This window comes from Paraburkholderia sp. BGA-UO-ETr-F21, from assembly GCF_059567925.1.
In genome coordinates this window covers 157,354-178,905 of record NZ_JCAQOY010000016.1, presented here as the reverse complement: position 1 = coordinate 178,905, position 21,552 = coordinate 157,354, and the positions used below count along the sequence as shown (strand labels likewise).

The 21,552-nt window shown below is 62.1% G+C and carries 21 protein-coding genes; 14 read left to right on the top strand and 7 right to left on the bottom strand.

The features are described 5' to 3' along the window. Positions 1 to 95 precede the first annotated feature (95 nt). Complete coding sequence (locus AC57B1_RS11775) at positions 96 to 791, top strand: histidine phosphatase family protein (protein ID WP_496417581.1); 696 nt, start codon at positions 96 to 98, stop codon at positions 789 to 791. 286 nt (positions 792 to 1,077) lie between these two features. Next, a complete protein-coding gene (locus AC57B1_RS11770; protein WP_408299817.1) occupies positions 1,078 to 1,389 on the top strand; it encodes a PXPV repeat protein in 312 nt (103 codons plus the stop codon). A 179-nt stretch (positions 1,390 to 1,568) separates the two neighbouring features. Here AC57B1_RS11770 and AC57B1_RS11765 read toward each other — a convergent pair whose 3' ends face one another. Together AC57B1_RS11765 and AC57B1_RS11760 are read right to left on the bottom strand one after the other, a co-directional pair. After that, positions 1,569 to 2,390: a Cof-type HAD-IIB family hydrolase gene (locus tag AC57B1_RS11765; protein WP_496417580.1), complete on the bottom strand. Its 822-nt coding sequence runs from the start codon at positions 2,388 to 2,390 to the stop codon at positions 1,569 to 1,571. A gap of 132 nt (positions 2,391 to 2,522) precedes the next feature. Beyond that, positions 2,523 to 3,404 (bottom strand): glucosamine kinase nucleotide-binding domain-containing protein, encoded by an 882-nt coding sequence (locus AC57B1_RS11760; RefSeq protein ID WP_496417579.1) that lies wholly within the window; start codon positions 3,402 to 3,404, stop codon positions 2,523 to 2,525. A 140-nt stretch (positions 3,405 to 3,544) separates the two neighbouring features. On the opposite strand from AC57B1_RS11760, the gene AC57B1_RS11755 reads away from it, so the two are divergent. After that, entirely contained in the window at positions 3,545 to 4,141 is a 597-nt protein-coding gene (locus tag AC57B1_RS11755) for a DNA-3-methyladenine glycosylase I (protein ID WP_408299813.1), read from the top strand. A 231-nt stretch (positions 4,142 to 4,372) separates the two neighbouring features. Here the strand turns inward: AC57B1_RS11755 and rpsU are convergent, their stop codons facing one another. Then, entirely contained in the window at positions 4,373 to 4,585 is a 213-nt protein-coding gene (gene rpsU / locus AC57B1_RS11750) for a 30S ribosomal protein S21 (protein ID WP_006050883.1), read from the bottom strand. Between the two features lie 358 nt (positions 4,586 to 4,943). Then, positions 4,944 to 5,885 carry an aldo/keto reductase gene (locus tag AC57B1_RS11745; protein ID WP_408299811.1) on the bottom strand — a complete coding sequence of 314 codons (942 nt, stop codon included), beginning with the start codon at positions 5,883 to 5,885 and terminating at the stop codon, positions 4,944 to 4,946. Positions 5,886 to 6,153: 268 nt separating this feature from the next. Here AC57B1_RS11745 and AC57B1_RS11740 point away from each other — a divergent pair, with 268 nt between their 5' ends. The 10 genes from AC57B1_RS11740 (at position 6,154) to AC57B1_RS11695 (ending at position 16,849) form a co-directional block, all read left to right on the top strand. After that, positions 6,154 to 7,302 (top strand): flagellin, encoded by a 1,149-nt coding sequence (locus tag AC57B1_RS11740; RefSeq protein WP_408344107.1) that lies wholly within the window; start codon positions 6,154 to 6,156, stop codon positions 7,300 to 7,302. A gap of 157 nt (positions 7,303 to 7,459) precedes the next feature. Further along, entirely contained in the window at positions 7,460 to 8,965 is a 1,506-nt protein-coding gene (gene fliD / locus AC57B1_RS11735) for a flagellar filament capping protein FliD (protein ID WP_496417578.1), read from the top strand. A 3-nt stretch (positions 8,966 to 8,968) separates the two neighbouring features. Further along, the gene (gene fliT, locus AC57B1_RS11730) at positions 8,969 to 9,283 is read left to right on the top strand and encodes a flagellar protein FliT (RefSeq protein WP_408344101.1); all 315 of its coding nucleotides are present in this window, start codon (positions 8,969 to 8,971) and stop codon (positions 9,281 to 9,283) included. Between the two features lie 276 nt (positions 9,284 to 9,559). Then, positions 9,560 to 11,947 carry an O-linked N-acetylglucosamine transferase family protein gene (locus AC57B1_RS11725; protein ID WP_496417577.1) on the top strand — a complete coding sequence of 796 codons (2,388 nt, stop codon included), beginning with the start codon at positions 9,560 to 9,562 and terminating at the stop codon, positions 11,945 to 11,947. Next, complete coding sequence (gene vioA / locus AC57B1_RS11720) at positions 11,944 to 13,089, top strand: dTDP-4-amino-4,6-dideoxy-D-glucose aminotransferase VioA (protein WP_408344095.1); 1,146 nt, start codon at positions 11,944 to 11,946, stop codon at positions 13,087 to 13,089. Before AC57B1_RS11725 ends, vioA begins: the two co-directional genes overlap by 4 nt. Before the next feature lie 5 nt (positions 13,090 to 13,094). Next, positions 13,095 to 13,793 (top strand): WbqC family protein, encoded by a 699-nt coding sequence (locus tag AC57B1_RS11715; RefSeq protein WP_408181653.1) that lies wholly within the window; start codon positions 13,095 to 13,097, stop codon positions 13,791 to 13,793. Continuing rightward, entirely contained in the window at positions 13,790 to 14,767 is a 978-nt protein-coding gene (locus tag AC57B1_RS11710) for a hypothetical protein (RefSeq protein ID WP_496417576.1), read from the top strand. Before AC57B1_RS11715 ends, AC57B1_RS11710 begins: the two co-directional genes overlap by 4 nt. Further along, on the top strand, positions 14,764 to 15,288 hold the full coding sequence (locus tag AC57B1_RS11705) for a GNAT family N-acetyltransferase (RefSeq protein ID WP_408344086.1): 525 nt from the start codon (positions 14,764 to 14,766) through the stop codon (positions 15,286 to 15,288). The genes AC57B1_RS11710 and AC57B1_RS11705 overlap by 4 nt, the downstream gene beginning before the upstream one ends. A 33-nt stretch (positions 15,289 to 15,321) precedes the next feature. Next, a complete protein-coding gene (locus tag AC57B1_RS11700; RefSeq protein WP_408344083.1) occupies positions 15,322 to 16,107 on the top strand; it encodes a phytanoyl-CoA dioxygenase family protein in 786 nt (261 codons plus the stop codon). 4 nt (positions 16,108 to 16,111) lie between these two features. Further along, positions 16,112 to 16,849: a class I SAM-dependent methyltransferase gene (locus AC57B1_RS11695; protein ID WP_496417575.1), complete on the top strand. Its 738-nt coding sequence runs from the start codon at positions 16,112 to 16,114 to the stop codon at positions 16,847 to 16,849. A 232-nt stretch (positions 16,850 to 17,081) separates the two neighbouring features. On the opposite strand, the gene AC57B1_RS11690 is transcribed toward AC57B1_RS11695, so the two are convergent. Further along, a complete protein-coding gene (locus AC57B1_RS11690; RefSeq protein ID WP_408181665.1) occupies positions 17,082 to 18,056 on the bottom strand; it encodes a SphA family protein in 975 nt (324 codons plus the stop codon). Beyond that, positions 18,043 to 18,738, bottom strand: a complete 696-nt coding sequence (locus tag AC57B1_RS11685) for a DUF1214 domain-containing protein (protein WP_408181667.1) — start codon at positions 18,736 to 18,738, stop codon at positions 18,043 to 18,045. The genes AC57B1_RS11690 and AC57B1_RS11685 overlap by 14 nt, the downstream gene beginning before the upstream one ends. Positions 18,739 to 19,324: 586 nt before the next feature. Here AC57B1_RS11685 and AC57B1_RS11680 point away from each other — a divergent pair. Then, entirely contained in the window at positions 19,325 to 20,392 is a 1,068-nt protein-coding gene (locus AC57B1_RS11680; protein ID WP_496417574.1) for an HAD family hydrolase, read from the top strand. An 81-nt stretch (positions 20,393 to 20,473) separates the two neighbouring features. On the opposite strand, the gene AC57B1_RS11675 is transcribed toward AC57B1_RS11680, so the two are convergent. Then, positions 20,474 to 21,484, bottom strand: coding sequence for a sodium:calcium antiporter (locus AC57B1_RS11675; protein WP_091797913.1), 1,011 nt, complete (start codon positions 21,482 to 21,484; stop codon positions 20,474 to 20,476). Positions 21,485 to 21,552 lie beyond the last annotated feature (68 nt).

Below are 21,552 nucleotides of genomic sequence, written 5' to 3'. Positions count from 1 at the left end.
TTGGCTATCGCGGGCACCGTGACAGCGCGCCAATGGCGCACGCGAGCGCCGCTGCTAGAATCGTGCGACCTTCCAAGCTCGCACAGGTGTTACCTATGAAGCGTTTCCGCGGATTTCTGCATGGCGTCGCACTCTCCGTCGGCGGCCTGTGCGCGGGTCTGTCGGCGCTGCCCGTCGCGCATGCGGCCGACAGCGACGTTGAAACGCTCGTGTTCGTACGGCACGGTGAGAAACCAGCTCAAGGCTACGGCCAGCTCAACTGCCAAGGACTCAACCGGGCGCTGGCGCTGCCGGCGGTGATCGCTGCCAAGTTCGGCAAGCCGGACGCAATCTACGCCCCCGATCCCGGGCAGCAAAAAGACGACAGCGGCAAGCCCTACTACTACATCCGGCCACTGGCGACGATCGAGCCGACCGCCATCCAGTTCCAGATGCCTGTGCAAACGCCATATGGTTTCGCGCAGATCGACCAGCTCGGCACCGCACTGGTCAATCCGGCCAATCGAAACAAGCTGATCGTCGTGGCGTGGGAACACAAACTGATCGTGAAGCTATTGCGCCAGATGCTGAGCGCGCACGGCGGTAGCGCCGCTGATGTCCCGAACTGGAAGAGCGACGACTTCGACAGCATTTACATTGTTCGCCTCAATTGGCAGAACGGCAGCGCGCGGGCAAGCTTCAAACATGATCGGCAAGGATTGGACGGACGCGCGACCGACTGCCCTTGCGCGTCGCTGCCGGGAGCGTCGGCGGCGGCTGCATCGGCGCCTTCCGCGAGTGCGGCAGATTAATCGGGTAATACAGATGTAAGCCGCGATTACCACTGCGGCCGCTTGATTTGGGCCGAACGTGGCGCCGACCGTTCGCTGAATCGGCACAACGGAGCGCACGCCCTTATATGGCGGGGCTTTGACCAGGCAACGCGTGACACGTCCCGCACCCGAATCCCGCCGTGCGCACGTTTCAATCCCCGCGACGATGCTTGCAGTCCGTAACATCTCGTCGCAGTTCCCACCGGCCGGAATGGGTAGATTGGTCCTGTGCGACAAACATACGTCGCCTCACAGGAGAACAAACATGAAACGCATCGTCACTCACTTGCTGGTTGCCGCAGGACTCGCAGCGGGCGCATGCGGTGTCGCGCAAGCGCATACGGATCTGAACATCGGCCTGTCGCTCGGCGCACCGGTTTATGCCAGCCCGGCTCCCGTCTATGCCGCACCGCAGCCTGTGTATTACGGCAACGGCGGCTGGGACCACCGTTACGACCGCGGCGACTACTATCGGGGCGACCATCGATATGATCGCAACTGGAACCACAATGGTCGTGGCTGGGGCCACGACGACCGCGGCGACCATGGTGACCGTCGCGGCGGATGGCACGGCTGATCGCCTTGAGTCCGCAAGCGGCAGCTAACAAAGTAGTTGGCCGCCGCTGATCAACGGGAAGCACGCAGCGCTTTCCCGTTGCCCGCCGCGCCGCTAATCGCCGCCGCAAGCGCACAAAAGCTCGCGCGAAGAAACGGCCCGCATCCATCAAGACGGATGCGGGCCGTTTCCATTTCAGATCAGGACATCAATTCGTCGTCGAGCGAGAAGAGCTTGCGCAGATGATGCGCGACGCCGGCTTCGAAGTTGTTGCCGATGCGCGGCACGTTCGGCAGGCGCGTCATGAGATCGGGATTGGCGTTGCTCATCATGAACGGATGGCCGGCCGTTTCCAGCAGATCGATATCGTTCATGTTGTCGCCAAACGCCACGCAGTGCGAGGCATCCACGCCCACGCGTTCGAGCACGATCTGCAACGCGCGTCCCTTCGACACGTTCGCCGTCATCACTTCCAGGCAGTCCGGCAGCGAGTAGGTCACGTAAAGGGCGTCGCCGAATTCACGAGCGAGGTTCGCCGCGACCTGTGCAAGATCGGCGGGCTCGCCAATGTAGAGGGCCTTCGCGATGTCGGCGCCGTCGTGTTTCGGCAGATCGGTCACCTCATAGGTGAAGCCCGAGTCCTGATGAAACTTCAGCAGATGCGGTGCGTCGCGGTCGATCAGCCAGGCCTGATCGGCGAACAGATTGACGATCACGCGGCCATGAGCACCGGCGATTTCCGGCTGCACCAATCGTTGCACGATAGCGGGAGGCAGGTCGCCGGCATGGATGACCGTGTTGTCCGGCGCGTGGACGCGCGCGCCATTCGACGTGATCAGATACGGGTTGATGCCGAGCACGTCGCGGATGCCGGCGACGTCGCAATAATGACGGCCCGTTGCAATCACGAACCGCAGGCCGTCGCTCTCGAGCTTACGCACGGTGGCGACCGTGAACGGGTCCACCTGGTGATCGGCGTTGAGCAGCGTGCCGTCGAGATCCGTGGCGATAACTTTGTACATGGTGTGAGCGGTCGGGCAGCGTCGAAGTGCGTATTTTACCGTTGCCAGCCACGCTTACCGGAAACGCGCCGGCCGTGCCCGACGGGTCTCGCCCGCGAGCGCGCCGCGAGCGGCTGTTTCTAGCTGCCGTTTTTAGCCGCCGACGCGGCCTGCTTCGCGCTGCGCCAGTTGCAATCCGCCGTGCGCCGAATCGGCCAGCGGCTCGCGCAAACGCGCCTGATGGATCTGCGGCACGTACTCACGCAACGGCGCGCCGAGGCCGCCGCACAACGCGACCGGCAGGCTCGCCGAGGGATCCAGCGCGGCGATCATCTTGCCCACTTCCGCGCCGGCCTCGCCGAGCAACCGCGCCGCGAACGGATGCGTGCGATTGGCGACGACGATCCGCGCGAGCCTCGCATAAGCTGTCTGATTGGCTTCGCAAAGCCACACGACGAGACTGTCGCGGTCATGCGCGCCGGTGTGGCTGATCAGCGCCTGCGCGAAATCGTCGTTGGGGCCGCGACCGTCGAGCGCATGTTGTGCATGCACGATGCCCCGCAGCCCGAGCCATGCGCCGCTTGCTTCGTCGCCCGAGGGAAAGCCGTAGCCGCTGACCGAACGGCATTCGCCATTGCTATCCAGCACGGCCGCCACGCTGCCGGTGCCAAGCGCAACGATCACACCAGGCGTGCCGGCGTGCGCGCCCAGCAGGGTGGTATAGGCGTCGCTTTCCACGGCGAGTCCGGCGACCGCGGGAGCCTGAGCGCGAAACGCGCTCAGCCAGTCGCGATTATTGACGCCCGCCAGTCCGCAGCCGAGCACGCAGCGCGACCAGTCCAGCGCCATGCCGACGCTTGCAAATGCTTCGCCGCAGCCGGCCGCAATGGCCTGCCAAGCACGTTCGACGCCGAGCCCCAAGCCAGACGGCCCGCTTGCCGCCTGCGCCAGCTCGCGGCCTTGTGCGTCGCCGAGCACGACGCGCGTGCCGCTGCCGCCGCCGTCGATGCCGATCAGAAAGAAGTCTTTGCTCATGAAGTCGAGTGAGTTCAGTGGGTGAATAACGCGTAGCGTGGCAGGTCAGTTTCAATCCCGCAATCGGCCGAACGGCCGACTTGCAGTGCGCACGGCTTCAGCTATGCTGGCGAGCGACATCACAATACAGGAGCGCGACAGTGACACAGCGATGCAACTGGGTATCGAGCGAGGCGCTCGCGCACTATCACGACACCGAATGGGGCGTGCCCTCGCGCGATGACCAGCATCTGTTCGAGATGCTGGTGCTGGAGGGCGCTCAGGCAGGGTTGTCGTGGTCGACGATTCTCAACAAGCGGGCCGGCTACCGCCGCGCTTTTGCCGACTTCGACATCGACAAGGTTGCGCGCTTTACGCCGAAGCATGTCGATGCCCTGGTGAAAGACGAAAGCATCGTGCGTCATCGCGGCAAGATCGAAGCGGCCATTAACAACGCTCGGGCGGTCCAACAGATACAGGCCGAGCACGGCTCGCTCGCCAATTTCGTTTGGTCCTTCGTCGATCAGACGCCGATCCAGAACGATTGGGCTTCGTACAAACAGGCTCCCGCGTCGACCGACATTTCCGACGCGCTGAGCAAGGGGCTGAAGCGCTATGGCTGCAAGTTCGTCGGCTCGACGATCTGCTACGCATTCATGCAGGCGGTCGGCATGGTCAACGACCACGAGGCGAGTTGCATGTGCCGGGCGCGATGCGCGGCACTCGGCAAGAAAGGACGGAATCGCAAAGCGGGGTAAGGCAGGGCAGGCGCTTCTGCGGTGGCGCGCCCGGCGCACACCGTTAGCCATTCACGACCGTGCCCCGCAACCGCGTTGCCCCGCCCGTGACTGAGTGCCCCAGCAACGAACGGGCATCAAAGGCCCAAGAAGAGACCACAAAAATGCCCGAAAGAGGCCCCAAAAAGCAAAACGGCGATGTGGCTTCTTTCGAAGCTCACACCGCCGTTCGGCCGCGCGGAAAAAGCGTGCTTAGTGCAGCTTCTTCGGCAGCATCTGGCTGCGCAGGCGCTTGTGCAGGCGCTTCACAGCAGCAGCCTTCTTGCGCTTACGTGCCGTGGTCGGCTTTTCGTACGATTGGCGCTCACGCAGTTCAGCGATCAGGCCATTCTTTTCGATTGCGCGACGAAAGCGGCGAATCGCCACTTCGAACGGCTCGTTTTCTTTCAGAAGAATCGTCGTCATGTAATTCCTAACTCAATCACTTGATAGGGGTAAATTGCGTGGCGGCATACCGCTCACGCGCCGGCCCTCCGGTCGTTCCAATTCATGGCCAGTAACAGGCAAACGCGGGCAGAACCCGGCCAAACCACGATTGAAACGAGAGGCAAAGCGGCCACGGAGGCCGGAAAAGAGAGGTGGGGAGTTCACCGCGGAACGCGGACAGACAACATGCAAAAGCCGCGTCTGCTGCCGTTTCGCCAACCTTTCATCAACAGAAAAGCATTGACGAAACAGGCAAAGATCTCAATTCACTCCCGATGATATCAGGAAACTCTCCATCCTACCAGGGGTTTAGCGATTGCGCCAGGTCACTTGCGCCTCAGGCGCTCGCTTCGTCCAGTTCGCGGATATCTGCGCCTGTCAGCATCAGGTGGACGGCTGCCGCGAGACTTTTGAGCTGGTCGACCGATGTTGCGCTGGCAATAGGGGCCGTAACACTGGGCCGCGCGATCAGCCATGCCAACGCGACAGTGGCCGGCGTGCTGCCGTGCGCCTCCGCGATCCGGTCCAGCGCGGCGAGAATGCGCAAACCGCGCTCGTTCAAGTATTTTTCGACCCGGCTGCCGCGCGCCTTGTTGGCCAGATCCGCCCGCGACCGGTATTTGCCCGACAGAAATCCGCTTGCAAGACTGTAGTACACCACCACGCCAAGCTGATTGGCGAGCGCCACCGGTTCGATGTCGCGCTCATAGTCCGCGCGGTCATACAGGTTGTATTCCGGCTGCAGCAGCTGATATTCGGGCAACCCGTGCTGGCGGGACACCGCGAGCGCCTCCTCGATACGCGCGCCAGTGTAGTTCGACGCGCCGATCACCCTCACCTTCCCCGCCTCGATCAGCTTCTGATACGCGCCCAGTGTTTCGGCGAGCGGCGTTTCGGAGTCGTCGTCGTGAGAAAAGTAGACATCGATGTAATCGGTTTGCAAGCGCCGCAGCGAATCCTCGACCGCCGCCTGGATGTTGGCCGCCGACAACCCCTTGCGCTGCGGATGCTTCGAGACCTTGGTGGCGAGCACAATTTTGTCGCGCTTGCCGCTCTGACGGAACCACTTGCCGATGATGGTTTCCGACTCCCCGCCCTGATTGCCAGGCACCCATGCGGAATAGACATCGGCGGTATCGATAAAGTCGAGACCGGCATCGACAAATGCATCAAGAATCGAAAACGAGGTGGCTTCATCGGCGGTCCAGCCGAAAACATTGCCGCCGAACATCAGCGGCGCGACCTGTAATTCCGAACGTCCGATTCTGCGCTTTTGCATGATTTTTCCAGGGTTTGTCACAAGAGAGAAAAGAGAATACGCCGACTTTTCAATACCTGCAGTGGGTCCGCAGACCAAGGCTGCAAGCGGCTTTCAGCGACATTGCAATAAACCGGCATGGAAAACGTTTGGCGCGCCATTGCACAAAGTTCCTCAAGTTTTTTTTAGGGCCGCCGTCAACCTTCACTGAGGCGGCCAGCAATGAACGAGTGCTTCCGCCGATGCCAACGTGGCGTATTGGGCTCAAGGCTTATTTAGGAGATTTTCCATGCTCGGAATCAATAGCAACATCAACTCGCTGGTTGCACAGCAAAACCTTAATGGCTCGCAAAGCGCCCTTTCGCAAGCCATCACCCGCCTGTCGTCGGGCAAGCGCATCAACAGCGCGGCTGACGACGCAGCAGGTCTGGCAATCTCGACGCGTATGCAAACGCAGATCAACGGCCTGAACCAGGGCGTGTCGAATGCGAACGACGGCGTGTCGATGATTCAAACCGCATCGAGCGCACTGTCGTCGCTGACCTCGAGCCTGCAACGTATCCGCCAACTGGCCGTGCAAGCATCGACCGGTTCGCTGTCGTCGAGCGACCAGGCAGCTCTGCAGAAGGAAGTCTCGGCGCAGATCGCTGAAGTGAACCGTATCGCTTCGCAAACGACCTACAACGGCACGAACATTCTGGACGGCTCGGCAGGCAGCGTGACGTTCCAGGTCGGCGCGAACGTCGGTCAGACGATCAGCCTGGACCTGAGCCAGTCGATGTCGGCAGCGAAGATCGGTGGCGGCCTGGTGCAAACGGGTCAAACGGTTGGCACGATCGCCGTCAGCACGGACGCGACCGGCACGTACACCAGCACGGGCGCGACGATCACGTCGGTCAACGTGCTGTCGGACGGCAAGGGTGGTTACACCTTCACCGACCAGAACAACCAGGCTTTGTCGGCGACCGCCGCCTCCGCTATCTTCAGCGCGGGCACGGCCGCGGGTACGGGCACGGCAGTCACGAACCTGACGCTGAACTCCACGCTCGCCACGGCGATGGGCGCAACGGCTTCCGGCGTCGCGACCGCATCGATCGCACAGATCAACGCGATCAACAACCCGCCGACGGTTTCGGGCCTCGACATCAGCACGGTCACCGGCGCGAACGAAGCAATGGTCTCGATCGACAACGCACTGCAGACCGTGAACACGCTGCAAGCTGCACTGGGCGCCGCGCAAAACCGCTTCACGGCAATCTCGACGTCGCAGCAAGCTGAATCGACCGACCTGTCGTCGGCACAGTCGCAAATCACGGACGCCAACTTCGCACAAGAAACGGCGAATCTGAGCAAGGCACAAGTGCTGCAGCAAGCTGGTATCTCGGTGTTGGCGCAAGCTAACTCGAACCCGCAGCAAGTTCTGAAGCTCCTGCAGTAAGAGCTGACGCAGTAACGGCGATGCGTCGCGCGCAAGTGGGGCGCATCGCCGGGTTTCAAACGACGGGAGGCATGCCTCCCGCTGTGCATTTCCATCACGCAGTGATGTAGCATCGCGCACCACCCAATACAGATTTCCAGACGCCCGGAGCCTCTGCATGTCCTCGATCTCAACCTCGTCTTCTACAGCAAGCGCCAACGCCGCGCTGCAGTCGGCTGCTCAATCGATCATCAGCGGTTCGACGGGCAATTCGTCGATGGACGTGTCGACGCTCGTCACGGCGCTTGTGAACGCGAAGACCGCAGGACAAACCGCGGCACTGGCGGCACGACAAACCACCGACAACACCACGCTGTCCGCCTACGGCGCACTAAGCTCGGCGCTGAGCGCACTGCAGTCGGGCATCACGAATCTCGCCAACGGCACCACGCTGTCGACGTTCGCGGCCACCGCGAGCGGCACCGGCTTGACCGCGACCGCCGGCGTCGGCGCCGTGGCCGGCAGCTACTCGGTCGCCGTGACGCAGATTGCCAGCTCGCAAGCCTTGTCGTCGGCGGCCTTCAGCTCCACGACACAACTGGGTACCGGCACGCTCTCCATTTCGCTGGGCGGCAAGTCGATGGATATCAACGTCGACGGCACCAACAACACGCTCTCGGGCATCGCTTCGGCGATCAACGCGAGCAGCAGCAACCCCGGCGTCACGGCGACCATCGTGACCGGCACGGACGGCGCCCACCTCGTGCTGCGCGCGGCGAACACCGGGGCGGCGAACGTCATCAACGTCACGACCAGCAACATCACGACCGACAACGGCCTGTCGAGCCTCGGCGTGACCTCGACCGCCAGCACCACCGGCGGCCAGTCGACGATCACCTCGGCCAACGCGGGGAGCGCCTGGACGCAGAGCGGTTTTGCCCAGGACGCGGAATTCACCGTGGGCGGAATCGCGGCCAGCAGTTCGACCAATGCGGTGACGAGCGCCATTGCGGGCGTCACGATGAACCTGACGTCCGCATCCGCGGGCACCACGCAGACGCTGACCATTGCGGCCGATACGACCTCGCAGAACACCGCGATCAATAATTTCGTGAGCCTCTACAACACCGTCGTCACGACGATGTCCACGCTCACCTCGTTCAGCTCCGGCTCGTCCTCGCAAGGTCCGCTGCTCGGCGACTCCACGCTGCAGACGATCAAGAACACGCTGGCCACCATCATCGGCGGTTCGGTCGGCTCGGGTAGCACCGGCACCACGCTGGCGGCGATCGGTATCTCGCTGAAGGACGATCCGGCGGACGGCACGCTGGTGGTCGACAACACCGCGCTGAACACCGCGCTGACGAGCAGTCCGGCCACGGTCGCATCGCTCTTCAACTCGACCAACGGCATTGCCGAGCAGTTGAACTCCAGCATCACCACGTTCACGCAGACCGGCGGCATCATCGACTCGCGTAATACCGCGCTCAATGCCGATCTGAAGAGCATCACCACGCAGCAAACCGCCCTCGCCGACTACACGACACAGTTGACGAACCAGTATCAGGCGCAGTTCACCGCCCTGAATACGTTGATGGCGACCATGAACAACAATTCGCAGTACCTGACCGCGCTGTTCGGCGGCACCAACAGCGCGGGCGCGCTGGCCACGAACAAGGGCTAAGCAATGAACGCGCACACCATGAATCAGACGGAACTGGTCGAACGCGTGCTGTCGATCACGCGCGAAATCGAGCAGGCGGCGTCGCTTGCCGACTGGCCGGAAGCCGCCCGCCTGACCGAAGCACGCTCGCCGCTGCTGATGTCGCTCATCGCGGAACAGGAGCCGGCCGCGCTGGAAATGATCCGCCAGATCCAGGCGATCGACGCTGCACTGGTCGCCGACGCGGCAGTCACCCAGAACGAACTGCATATCGAGTTTGAAGCGGCGATCGGGCGCACCAAGGCCGCCGGCGAATATCAGCGCATGGCCCGCCTTTAAAAATCACCCGAAGCGGCATGCCCCAAAGCGGCATCCGCTCCGTAAGAGCCGGTTCGACCGGCCGACCGAATAATTAGAACTACGCGCCGAAGTGAGGCGCGCTCGTTCCCTCAGCCCGCCTCGTGCGGGCTTTTTTCTTGTTTTCCGCTGGTCTTCCGGCTTTCCGCCCCCCCTCTCCATACGCTAAACAGGCGGCCTTTTTACCGTCATCTCCGAGCATCGGAAACGCCCTCTCCGTCGCACAATTTCCGTCATAGACCATTCTGCGCTGAGACCATGACTCTCCTGTACGAGCAGCCGACAGCTGACCCCTTGACGCCCGAACAACAGCTCGAGCACGACATCGCACTCGTTTTGCAAACGGCGCTGGAGCACCACCACAAGGGCGAATTCGACGATGCCGAAGCGCTCTATCTGGCGATCCTCGACGCCAAACCGCAGCACTCGGACGCGCTTTACGACCTTGGCGTGCTGCTCGTTCAAACTGACCGTCCCAAAGACGCATTGCCCCGCTTCGAACTGGCGCTAGGTCAGCAACCGCAAAACGGCCAGTATTGGACGGCTTATATCAGCGCGTTGATCGACGCGGGTGAAACAGCCGCCGCGTGGCTCGCGCTGGAAATGGCGCAGAAGCAAGGACTGAAGGGCCCGGCGGTGGACGGCCTGATCGTGCGGATGGCGAATCCCGGCAAGATCGTCCTGACGCAGCCCGTGGCAGCCCAGAACCCGCAGACAGCCGGCAGCGCGGCCGCTTCACCACATAGCGGCGGCGCGGAAGCAACCGCAGATGCCGGCAAGTCCACGATCGCAGCCGGACGGCGCGTGAGCCAGCAGGAAACCTCGCGATTCACGTCGCTCTACAACAAAGGCCAGATCGCCGACGCCGTCAAACTGGCTCGCACGCTCACCCAGCGCTTCCCCGCCGACGGCAACGCGTGGCGCTGGTTCGGGATTGCGTTGCATCGTCTGGGCCGCTACGACGACGCGCTCATCCCGCTGCGCAAGGCTGCCGAACTCCTGCCCGAAGAGCTGGAGAGTCGCGCCGTCCTCGCGGATACGCTGCGACTGAAAGGCTTGCACAAGGACGCCGAAGATGTCTGCCGCGCGATCATCGCGATCAACCCGGCCTACGCCGAAGCGCAACGGATCTACGGCATGTCGCTGGTTCACCAGGGACGAGTGGCCGAAGGTCTGGCTGCGGCCCGGCGCGCGATCGAACTGGCGCCGGACACGTCCGGCATGTACAACACACTGGGCGTGTTGCAGCTCGATCTGGGCATGGTGAGCGAAGCGGAGAAAAGCTTTCACGTCGCGCTGGAGAAAGACCCGAAAGACCCGATCGCGGCGGACAACTATCTGTTTTCGCTCGCCCACAATCCTGAAGTCAAGCAAGACACGCTGTTCGCCGAACACGTCAAGTTCGCCCAACAGCACGAAGCGCCGGTGCGTTCGCAGTGGCCGCGTCATGTGAACAAGCGCACGCCGAATCGCAAGCTGAAGATCGGCCTCGTTTCCGGTGACCTGTTCCGTCACGCCGTCGCCTCGTATCTGTTGCCGATCATGGAGCGTCTCGCGACCGACGCCAGCGTCTCGCTTCATGTGTACAACAACCACATCCTGGAAGACGACTACACCCATTTGCTGCGCAAGTGCGCCCATGAATGGCACCAGGTCACCGGCATGCCGGACGCGCACCTGGCCAACCGGATCCGCGACGACAGAATCGACATTCTGTTCGACCTGTCCGGCCACACGGGCCGCAATCGCCTTCTCACGTTCGCGCGCAAGCCCGCGCCGATCCAGGTCAGCTGGCTCGGCTACCCTGCCACGACCGGCCTGAGCGCGATGGACTATTACCTCGTGGACCGGTTCGGTGTGCCGTTCGGCGAGCCGGAGCGCATGTTCTCCGAGAAGATCGTCCATTTGCCCGCGAACGCGCCTTTTCTGCCAGAAAAAAGCGCCCCGCCGGTCAACATCCTGCCGGCCATGCACAACGGCTACGTGACGTTCGGCAGCTTCAACCGCCTCAACAAACTGCGCCCCGACGTGATCGCCCTCTGGGCGGAATTGCTGAACGCGCAACCGTCGTCGCGAATGTTGCTGGGCGCGATTGCAACCGACGAGGACGAACAATTGCTCCTCGACTGGTTCGACAAAGCAGGCATCTCGCGCGAGCGTCTGATGTTCCGCCGCCGCTCGAGCATTCCGGTCTATCTGCAGCAGCATTTTCACGTCGATATCTGTCTCGACACGTTCCCGTACACGGGTTCGACCACCGTGCTGAATTCCCTGTGGATGGGCGTGCCGACCTTGACGATTGCAGGCGACACGTTGCCGAGCCGCGCCGGCGCCACCTGGATGTCGCACGTCGGCCTGCAACAGTATCTCGCCACCGATAAGGCGGACTTCGTCGCCAAGGGCGTCGCGCTGTCGTCGGATATCGAGGCGCTCGCCGCACTGCGCACCGGTTTGCGCGAGCGCTGCATGGCCTCGGCGGCATTCCGGCCTGAAGTCGTCGCCGCGGGCTTGTCGCGCGCATTGCGAATCATGTGGCAACGCTGGTGCGACGACCAAGCGCCCGTCGCGTTCGAAGTAACGGCAGAAGAAGCCACCGCCGCCACCGACGACGCCGCCGCGCCGTCCAAGACAGGGGACAACAAGTGAACGCAGCCTTACCGCTTGGGGCCATCGAGCCGCAGATCGACGAGCGCATTTACGTTACCCAGCCGCACCTTGCGCCGCTCGAAGAATTCATCCCTTATCTTCAACAGATCTGGGACAGCAAGATCCTCACCAATGCCGGCCCGTTTCATCAACAGTTCGAAGAGGCGCTGTGCAAGTACCTCGGCGTGCGTCATCTTGCGCTGTTCACCAACGGCACGCTGGCGCTGCTCACCGCGCTGCAGGCGCTGCGCGTGACCGGCGAGGTGATCACGACGCCCTATTCGTTCGTGGCAACCGCTCACTCGCTGGTCTGGAACGGCATCAAACCGGTATTCGCCGACGTCGATCCGCATACGCTCAATCTCGATCCCGCCAAGATCGAGGCCGCGATCACGCCGCAGACCACCGCGATCATGCCGGTGCATTGCTACGGCAAGCCGTGCGACGTCGAGGCGATCCAGAAGATCGCCGACAACTACAATCTGAAGGTGATTTACGACGCGGCCCATGCTTTCGGCGTGCAGACCGAAACCGGCAGTGTGCTCGAACACGGCGACCTCGCCGTGCTGAGCTTCCACGCGACGAAGGTCTTCAACACCTTCGAAGGTGGCGCGATCATTTGCCAGGACGCCAAGACCAAACAGCGCATCGACCATCTGAAGAACTTTGGATTCGTCGATGAGGTGACCGTAGTTGCGTCCGGCATCAACGGCAAGATGAGCGAAATCAACGCCGCGTTCGGGTTGCTGCAATTGCAGCACATCGACGAAGCGCTGGCGCGGCGCGCGCGGATCGACGCAATCTATCGCGAACGCCTGCGCGACGTGCTCGGTATCCGCTGCCTGCCCAAAGAAGGCCAGAAAGTCGCGAACCATTCGTACTTTCCGATTCTCGTCGGCCCGGAGTATCCGATCAGCCGGGATGCGCTGTATCAGAAGTTCCGCGACCAGAACATCTACGCGCGCCGCTATTTCTATCCGCTGATCTCGGACTTTCCGATTTATCGCGGCCTGCCTTCGGCGCGTCAGGACAATCTGCCGGTCGCGCATGCCGCTGCACAACAGGTACTGTGTCTGCCGATTTTCCCGGCGCTGACCGACGACATGCTCGATCGCATCATCGGGATCATCGCGGATACCTGAACGCCATGAAGCTCGCGATCATGCAGCCCTACCTGCTGCCGTATATCGGGTATTTTCAGCTGGCAGCGGCTGTCGACAAGTTCGTCTTTTACGACGACGTGAACTTCATCAAGAACGGCTGGATCAACCGCAACCGGATGCTGCAGGGCGACCAGGTGCGTTATCTCACCGTGCCGCTCAGCGGCGCGAGTCCTATGCTGAAGATCAACGAGGTGCTCGTCGAGCCGCGCGAGCGCTGGCTACGCAAGCTGCTCGAATCGATTCGGCATGCTTATGCCAAAGCGCCTCACTACCCGCAGGTGAGCGCGCTGATCGGACGGATTCTGGCGGAGCCGCTCGCGCCGGTTTCGCTGCTCGCCTCGCACACCGTGATGGAAATCTGCAAATACCTCGAGATCGATACCGAGTTCGTCCCGTCGTCGACGAAATACGGCAATGCGCAACTCAAAGGTACTGAGCGGGTCCTGGACATCTGCGCGCGAGAGCAGGCGGCTACCTATGTGAACCTGCCGGGCGGTCGAGCGCTTTACGATAGCAACGCATTTTCGGCACGCGGCGTGGAGCTTGCCTTCATCGAGCCGAACCTGAGCCCGTACGCACAGTTCGATGACGCGTTTCACCCGGCCTTATCCATTCTCGACGTCCTGATGTTCAATAGCAAAAACAGCGTGAGAGATATGCTGTGCGTCGAGGTGAACGCATGACGGCTCGCGAATCGCGTGCAATCGGCGGCTATTTCGAACTCGAACTGCCGCGAGTCGACGCGCCGCTTCACGGCAACGCACTGCGCTTTCAGTCATCGCGCGCCGCGTTTCTTGCGCTGCTTCGCGCGGGGCGACCGACTGCCGTCTGGATGCCCTGGTACGTCTGCGATGCGATGATCGAACCGCTGCGCATGACCGGCACGCCGGTCAAACGCTATCGGCTCGATGCCGACTTGCGCGTGCAGTCTGCCGACCTCGCGCACGGCGAGTGGCTCGTCTACGTCAACTACTTCGGACTGTGCGCTCGCCAGGTCGACGACGTGCTCAGCCGGTTTCCGCGCGAACGCGTGCTGATCGACAATGCGCAGGCGTTGTTCGCGCGGCCCGCCGATTGTCTCGCCACACTGTATTCGCCGCGAAAATTTCTCGGCGTGCCGGACGGCGGCTATATCGTCACGCAGCAGCCGGTCGACACGCCGGCAGCGTTTGACGAAGGCTCATTGCTGCGCTCTCGGCATCTGCTGACCCGGCTCGCGAAAGATGCGGAAGCAGGCTACGCCGACTACGCGGCGGCCGAAGAAAGTCTGAAGCAACAAGAGCCGTTGCGGATGTCGACATTGACCGAGCGGTTACTCGCCAGCATCGACTACGACGGTGTGAGAGCACGGCGAGTCGAAAATTTCGCCTTCCTGCACGAGAAGCTGCAGCGCTACAACCGCTTCACGTTTCGCTACGACGAACAGACGGTGCCGCTCTGCTATCCGTTGTTCGACGCGCCCACCGGCGCGCGCGAAGCGCTTCGTGCGCAGCGCATCTATACACCCACCTACTGGCCGGACGTGGCGGACGCCAAAGGCGCGCCGGACTTCGAACGCGATCTCCCGGGTTCGACGCTTTGCGTGCCGTGTGATCAGCGCCTAACACGCGACGACCTCGAGCCGATCGTGCAACACTTACTGGACCGGCTCGCATGAGCGACAACACGATATTCCTGCGCGAAATCGAGCGCGGCGATCTGCCGACGATCAATGCATGGCGCGCCGACAAGGCATTGGTCAGCCTGCTGGGCGGCGCCTTCCGCTATGTGGGCGCCGAGATCGACAACAAATGGTTCGATAGTTACCTCGGTTCCCGCGCGGGCAACGTGCGTCTCGCCGTATGTCTCGCCTCGACCCAGGCCGTGGTGGGCGTGACATACCTGCTGGGCATCGACTGGGTGAACCGCAGCGCGGAGTTCTCGATTCAGATCGGCGCGGAAACGGCACGCGGCCGGGGTATCGGCGAGGCCGCGACGCGTCAGACGCTCGACCACGCGTTCGGCGACCTCAATCTCAACCGCATTTCGTTGACCGTGCTCGCATCCAATGCGCGCGCCATCGCGCTTTACGAGAAAGTGGGTTTTCGTGCCGAAGGTCTGCTGCGCCAGGCCGCCTTCAAAGGCGGCCGCTATCTCGACGTCATTCCGATGGCCGTCCTGGCTGACGATCGGCGCTGAGCCCTCCCCTTTTGCCGTTGCTTTGCTCCACCCATGAACACGATTGACGCTCATCACCACACCGCACTTGCAACGGCAGGCTGGACCGTGCTTCCTCGCCTGATACGCAGCGAACTACTCGATTCGCTGGTCCAGGCGCTGGGTCCTTCGCTCGCGCTGCGCGACGCAATCCGACGACGCAACGGCGTGCTGGAAAACAGCGCCGGCACCTTGCATCATCTGCTGATGGATGACCCGTGCTACGTCGAATTGCTCGCGGAGCTCTCGGCGCTGGAGCCGGTCTTCAAAGGTTACTTTGAAGGCAACTTCATCCTGAATTCGTACGGTGGCGTGATCAACGAACGCGACTCGCGCTCGTACGTGCAGAACGTGCATCGCGACATTCGCTTCGGCTCGGACACGCGGCGCTTCATGGTGAACGCGTTGGTGATGCTCGACGATTTCACGCTCGAGAACGGCGCAACGCATGTTCTCTCGCACTCGCAAAACATCCAGCAGCAGCCTACCGACGAGCATTTCTACGCTCAGGCCGCGCGTGCGACCGGCGAGCGCGGCTCGGTTCTGCTGTTCGATTCGCGCATGTGGCATGCCACCGGACGCAATACCACCGACGCGCCGCGGCGTGCGCTGACACTGACTTTCACCAGCCCATTCTTCAAGCCACAGCTCGATTACGCGCGGCTGTTCGGCTACCGCAACCTCGACCGCTGCAATGCATGGATGCGCCAGGTGCTCGGCTTCAACGCCCGGGTGCCGGAGTCGCTCGATGAGTTTTACGTGCCGGTGGAGCAGCGGTTCTATCAACGCGGACAGGATTGACGACATGAGCAGAGACTACAACGCGGAAGCGAAAGATCATCCGGAACATCGCTACGCTTACGACTTCGACTACCTGATGCATGAGTACATGCTTCGGACCTTCGAGCCGTTCCTCGCCGGCGATAACGCGCTTGAACTGGGATGCTTCGAAGGCAACTTCACGCGCCTTCTGACGAAGCGCTTCGATTCAGTGGAAGTGGTCGAAGCATCGGCGGACTGTATCGCCGTTGCGTCGGATAAGACCCAAGGCGCCGCCAGCTTCCATCACTCGACGTTCGAAACTTTCGAACCGTCGCGACGCTATGACAATATTTTCCTCATCCATACGCTCGAACACCTCGATCATCCGGTTGAAGTGCTGAGGCGGATTGGTGGCTGGTTATCCGAGGGTGGCCGGCTGTTCGTGGCCGCGCCGAACGCGCGCGCCGGCTCCCGGCAGATCGCGGTCAACATGGGGCGGATCGACCATCACGCCGCCGTGACGCCGGCGGAAGCCGCACATGGACACCGGGTAACCTATTCGATCGATACGCTGCGGGCCGATCTGCGTGCGGCGAACCTGCGCCCGGTTACTGAAGGCGGCGTGTTTTTCAAGGGTCTCGCCAACTTCCAGATCGATGCGGCATTGCAGGCCGGCATTATCTCTCGAGAGTATCTGGACGGCTGTTTCGAGTTGGGCCGCGTCTATCCAGATTTGTGCTCGAGCGTGTACGCGATATGCCAGCGCAAGATGGAGCGCTGATCGAGACGCTCGAGTCCAGTTTGCGTCTGCCTGAGCCGGCGGCCCGACCTTCGGCGGTGCGCTGCCGCGCGGCCGCCTGCCGTCATAGCCGCGCTCTTGCCGATAGATGTTACGGCGGAAGCGGACGCATCGCGGCCCCCAAGCGACCACACAGTCTTTCCTTGCCATTCAAGCAAGCGACGGGCGCAACGCTTCCGGCAACTCACGTCTCACGCTCGACTCACCGCGCGCGCTACTGAAAAGTCGCATTGACCGACAGTTGCACCGCATTGCCCTTCGGCCGGTTGCTCGTGTTGAACTCATTGACCCAACGCAGGGCCGCCGACACAGGGGTTTTCTGGATCTTGCCCGACCACGTGACCATCGGCCCGAGGCCGACGGAATGACCCTGACTGCCGCCGACGAGGTCTGCGATACCGCCGCTGTCATTGCCGATCTGCTGAATGTAGCCGCCCACCACGCCGACGCCCCAGCCATTGCTGAAGCGCTTGAGCGCAAGTAGATCGAGCACGCTGACCGGCGCGTTGTGATAGTGGGTGTCGTTATTGGGTGTGTAGAACTCGAGACCATAGTTCAACGACAATTCGATATTCTCTTTCGGAAGCAGCTTCGTATAGGCGATCGTCGGCGTGAAGGTCCACGTGTTCTGCCCGGCATTGGCCAGCCGGTTGGGGTTGTATGCGCCAGTCGGCGCATAGATCTGCACGCTCAGCGCGACATGGTCTGTCTTCGTTAAGTGATAACCGGCGATGACCGGCGTGAAGAAGAAATCGGCGAATTGCGTGCCGTGGTCGTTCGGCAAGCGGCCATGGAACGACGAGATGTCGGTGTACTGGACCGGCACGCCGAACGAGGACGCGAAGTTCCAGCCGCCCACGGTGATACCCCACGTCTTGACCGCAGCGAGGATGGTGTACTCGGCCGTCGCGTTGACGCCGGCCGTGACCTGCCCGGCGATCGGAATCGATTTGCTCGCGCCTAGCGACCCTTCGTAATATATCGTGGCGGCGGACACGATCCAGTCGTTGGTGGGCGGCACGACACCGCCGTACGGCGTCACCTGCATGCCGGTAATGGGCCGGCCTATACCGCCTTCAGTCGCCCACGCCGTTTGGCAAAGACTCACACCGGCGGTGGTGAGAAGCGCGCCTTTGCACAGCCGGGTGACGAGCTGCCTCGTCGCGAAGAAACGGTTAGGTTGACTCATGATCGTCCTCATCAAATAGAAGTTCGGCATTCTCACTCCAGCCGAACCGCATCCGCACCGTCTGCGTCGCCAAGCCGCACGCGCGCGGGTGCGACCTTGTGTCGGCCTTGTGTCGGCCTTCGCACGCGATTGACGGCGGCGTCCAGTTTTCATCGAGCATGGCTTGCCGCGACCCGTAGGCGCGCAAGTACAGGGAGAACTTCGCAACAGCCGGCACCGGCGACGCATTGGCGAAACTGTCTTCGCGGGCCTCGCGTCTCGCACGTGGAGCGAGAGCAGGCCGTTTGCGTTGAAATTCGAGTTTTTGATCGGCTTGCCGGGGCGCGTAGCGGTTATGTGCGTTGAGTGAAGAAAAGTAATGCCAGTTGTATAACGTCAGCGACCGGGTGCCTTTCTCAGACGGCGGCCGATCTCCATGGAAGCTCGCAGTGTAGCGCCCGCCGCCGTCGCGAAATGGGCCCGATGCGTCGGTGTCCGAATAAAAACAGTTTGTCTTTCTCACGCTGTTGACAAAGCTGTTCGACTTCTCTATCAGCGTTTGGATACGCTGGTCGATGTCAAAGACAGCGCCGCTCCTGATCGTACGGCGATTCCCCGGCAAGACATCGCTTAGACCGTCAAGGTTCGTCTTCTTACGTTCGCTCGAATCGGCCCGCATGCCGACCGGCGAGAACACGGACACGAACGCGCATACCGTATCCTCCCCAAACACGCACCTATAACCCATTATCGGGCCTCGTCTATGGGCGCTCTTATCGCCGAGCGCCTGCCTTTGCCTACGCGAAACCGTTTCAGAGGCGTGGTGGCTTTCGCGTGTCCGATTTAAATCGAATTCATTATTTCGCGCGTGTTCATGCGGCCGAGAAATCGGCAAGCAGATGCCAATCCACGCGGATAAAGCATGCTATGTCACTCGAACAATTGGGAATGGCAGTGCGACGGAATACAGGGCTTGCATGAGCGCTCCTTGAAAACGAGAAACGCCGCATCAAACGAAGCATGCGGAAAGTGGACGAATCACCACGCTGGCATCGTTGGCAATACTAGCAACGTTTCCGGCAATTTCAGAGATAAATTTGTAACGCAGCCGAAGGGCTAGGCGAAGCGGGGAGTCGTCCGGCTTGCTGATTTATTCAATGGATATTCGTACGGGAGGAGCGGGCTCCGCTGTCCCGCCGAAAAAATCTCGCAAGGGCTGCAATAAGCGCCTTAGCCCATTAGACTGGCGCTCGCTCCAGATTCGACCCACCGTTTTCGATGAGGCTTTCATGATTCGCTCGCTGCACCGGTACTGCATTGCCTTCACCGTCGTACTTCTCTCCGCTTGCTCCGTCACGCCGCGCCAGGATAGCGGCGAATCGCAGGCCGGCGCAGCGACGGCCGCGACGTTGGCATCATGGAACGACACCAGGGCCAAGCGCTCGATCGTCGATTTCGTCACGCTCGTGACGACACCGGAGTCCAAGGACTTCATCCCGCGCGCCGACCGTATTGCCGTGTTCGATAACGACGGCACACTGTGGCCCGAGCAGCCGGCCTCCGTGCAACTGGTGTTCGCGCTACAACGTGTGAAGACGGTGGCCGGACGGCATCCGGAGTGGAAGCGCCAGGAACCGTTCCGCTCGATCCTCAAAGGCAATCTCAAGAATGTGGCGGCAAGCGGCGACGCCGGCTCGATGCGGCTACTGGCCACGGCGCACGCAGGCATGACGAGCGAGCAGTTCGCCGCGCTCGTGCACGAATGGTTCGATTCATCGAGCGACCCGCGCTTCAACCGTCCTTATGCCGATCTCGCGTATCAGCCCATGCTCGAATTGCTTGCCTATCTGCGCGCGAACGGCTTCAAAACTTATCTGGTGACGGGCGGCGATGTCGAGTTCGTCCGCGAGGTGGCTCAGCGCATGTATGGCATTCCGCCGGAGCAGGTGATCGGCAGCACCGTCAAATACCGGTACAGCCAGACCAACGGCGCAATTTCGCTGACGCGCCTCGCGCAAGTCGACACGCTGGTCGACGGCGCGGCCAAACCGCTTGCCATCGATCGCGTGATCGGCCGACGTCCGGTGATCGCGTTCGGTAACGCGGATGGCGACGCGCCGATGCTCGAATGGACTTCGGCAGGTGACGGCCCGCGCCTTGCCGCGCTCGTGCATCACACGGATGCGGAACGCGAATACCAGTATGACCGCACGTCGAAGAGTGGCAAGCTCGACAAGGGTCTCGACGAGGCCGGCGCAAAGGGCTGGCTCGTCGTCGACATGAAAGACGACTGGAACACCGTGTTCAAGCCCGCCAGCGCAACGACATCAGCAGCAGCGAGCGCGCCGGCCCATTGAGCCTGAAGCGAGAAAAGCCGCCGGTGCGCGGCCTTTCCCGATTGCTTCACCTGCCGCTCGTTGACGCATTGAGCCGCGCGGCTAGCGCGTCAGCGTAATGGCCAGATACGTGACGTACAGCACGCCGCAAACCAGCAACGCCCATACCGGCACGCCGCGCTCGCGCACATTGATGCGCAGCCATGCCGCCGCGGCGAGCGTGATCACGATGCCGGTCACCACTTCGATGCGCGGCGTCCATGGTGTCAGCAGAATGCCGATCGCGGGCAGCAAGGTGCCCTGGAACACCATTGCACCGGTGATATTGCCGAACGCCAGCGTGTCTTTGCCGCGGCGAATCCACAGAATGCTGTTGACCTTCTCCGGCAGTTCGGTGGCGATCGGAATGATCAGCAGCGAGAGGAGCAGCGGCGACACGCCGAGCGCCTGCGAGACGCCGCGCACCCCGTGGATGAAGCCCTCCGCGCCCCACACCAGCAACGCGACGGCCAGCGCCAGCTGCACCACGATCGTGGCCATGTTGGTCGGCACGCCGAGGCGCGAGATCAGCATCTTGCCCGGCGCTTCGGTGCCGTGACCGGCATCGACCAGATCATTCGACGCGCGGAAGGTCATCACCACATAGGTGACATACACGCCGACCAGCGCCACGCTGAAGAGCGCGCGCACGAGCATCCGTTCGTGCGGCACGTACATCGCCGCGGCGGCCAGCACGAACGCGCATAGGAAATAGTTGAGGTCGCGCGTGAAGCCCGAGCGCTCCGGCGCGACCCAGCCGCTAGCGCCGCGCGAGCCGAGGATCGCGAGCGTCATCAGAAAGGTGGAGAGGGTGGAAAGCATTAGCGGCGCGCCGAGAATTGCGCCGACGCCGATCTCCTGATTGACCGCACTATCAGTCGTGCCGCCGGCGATCGCCAGCAACGGCACGAGAGTCTCGGGCAGAGCGGTGCCGACGGCGGCGAACAGCGAACCTGTCACGCCTTCGGAAATCTTGAGACGTTCGCCCAGGTGCTCGAGCGCGTTAGTGAAGAGTTCGGCCGCCAGCAGAATGACGACCAGCATGACTGCGAGTTCGAGCAGGAGACTGGTCATGCGCGTTTCCCTTCAAGCATGGAGAGGCAGCGGCGCGGCGGACGGCCAAGCGGGAAGACTGGCAGGGC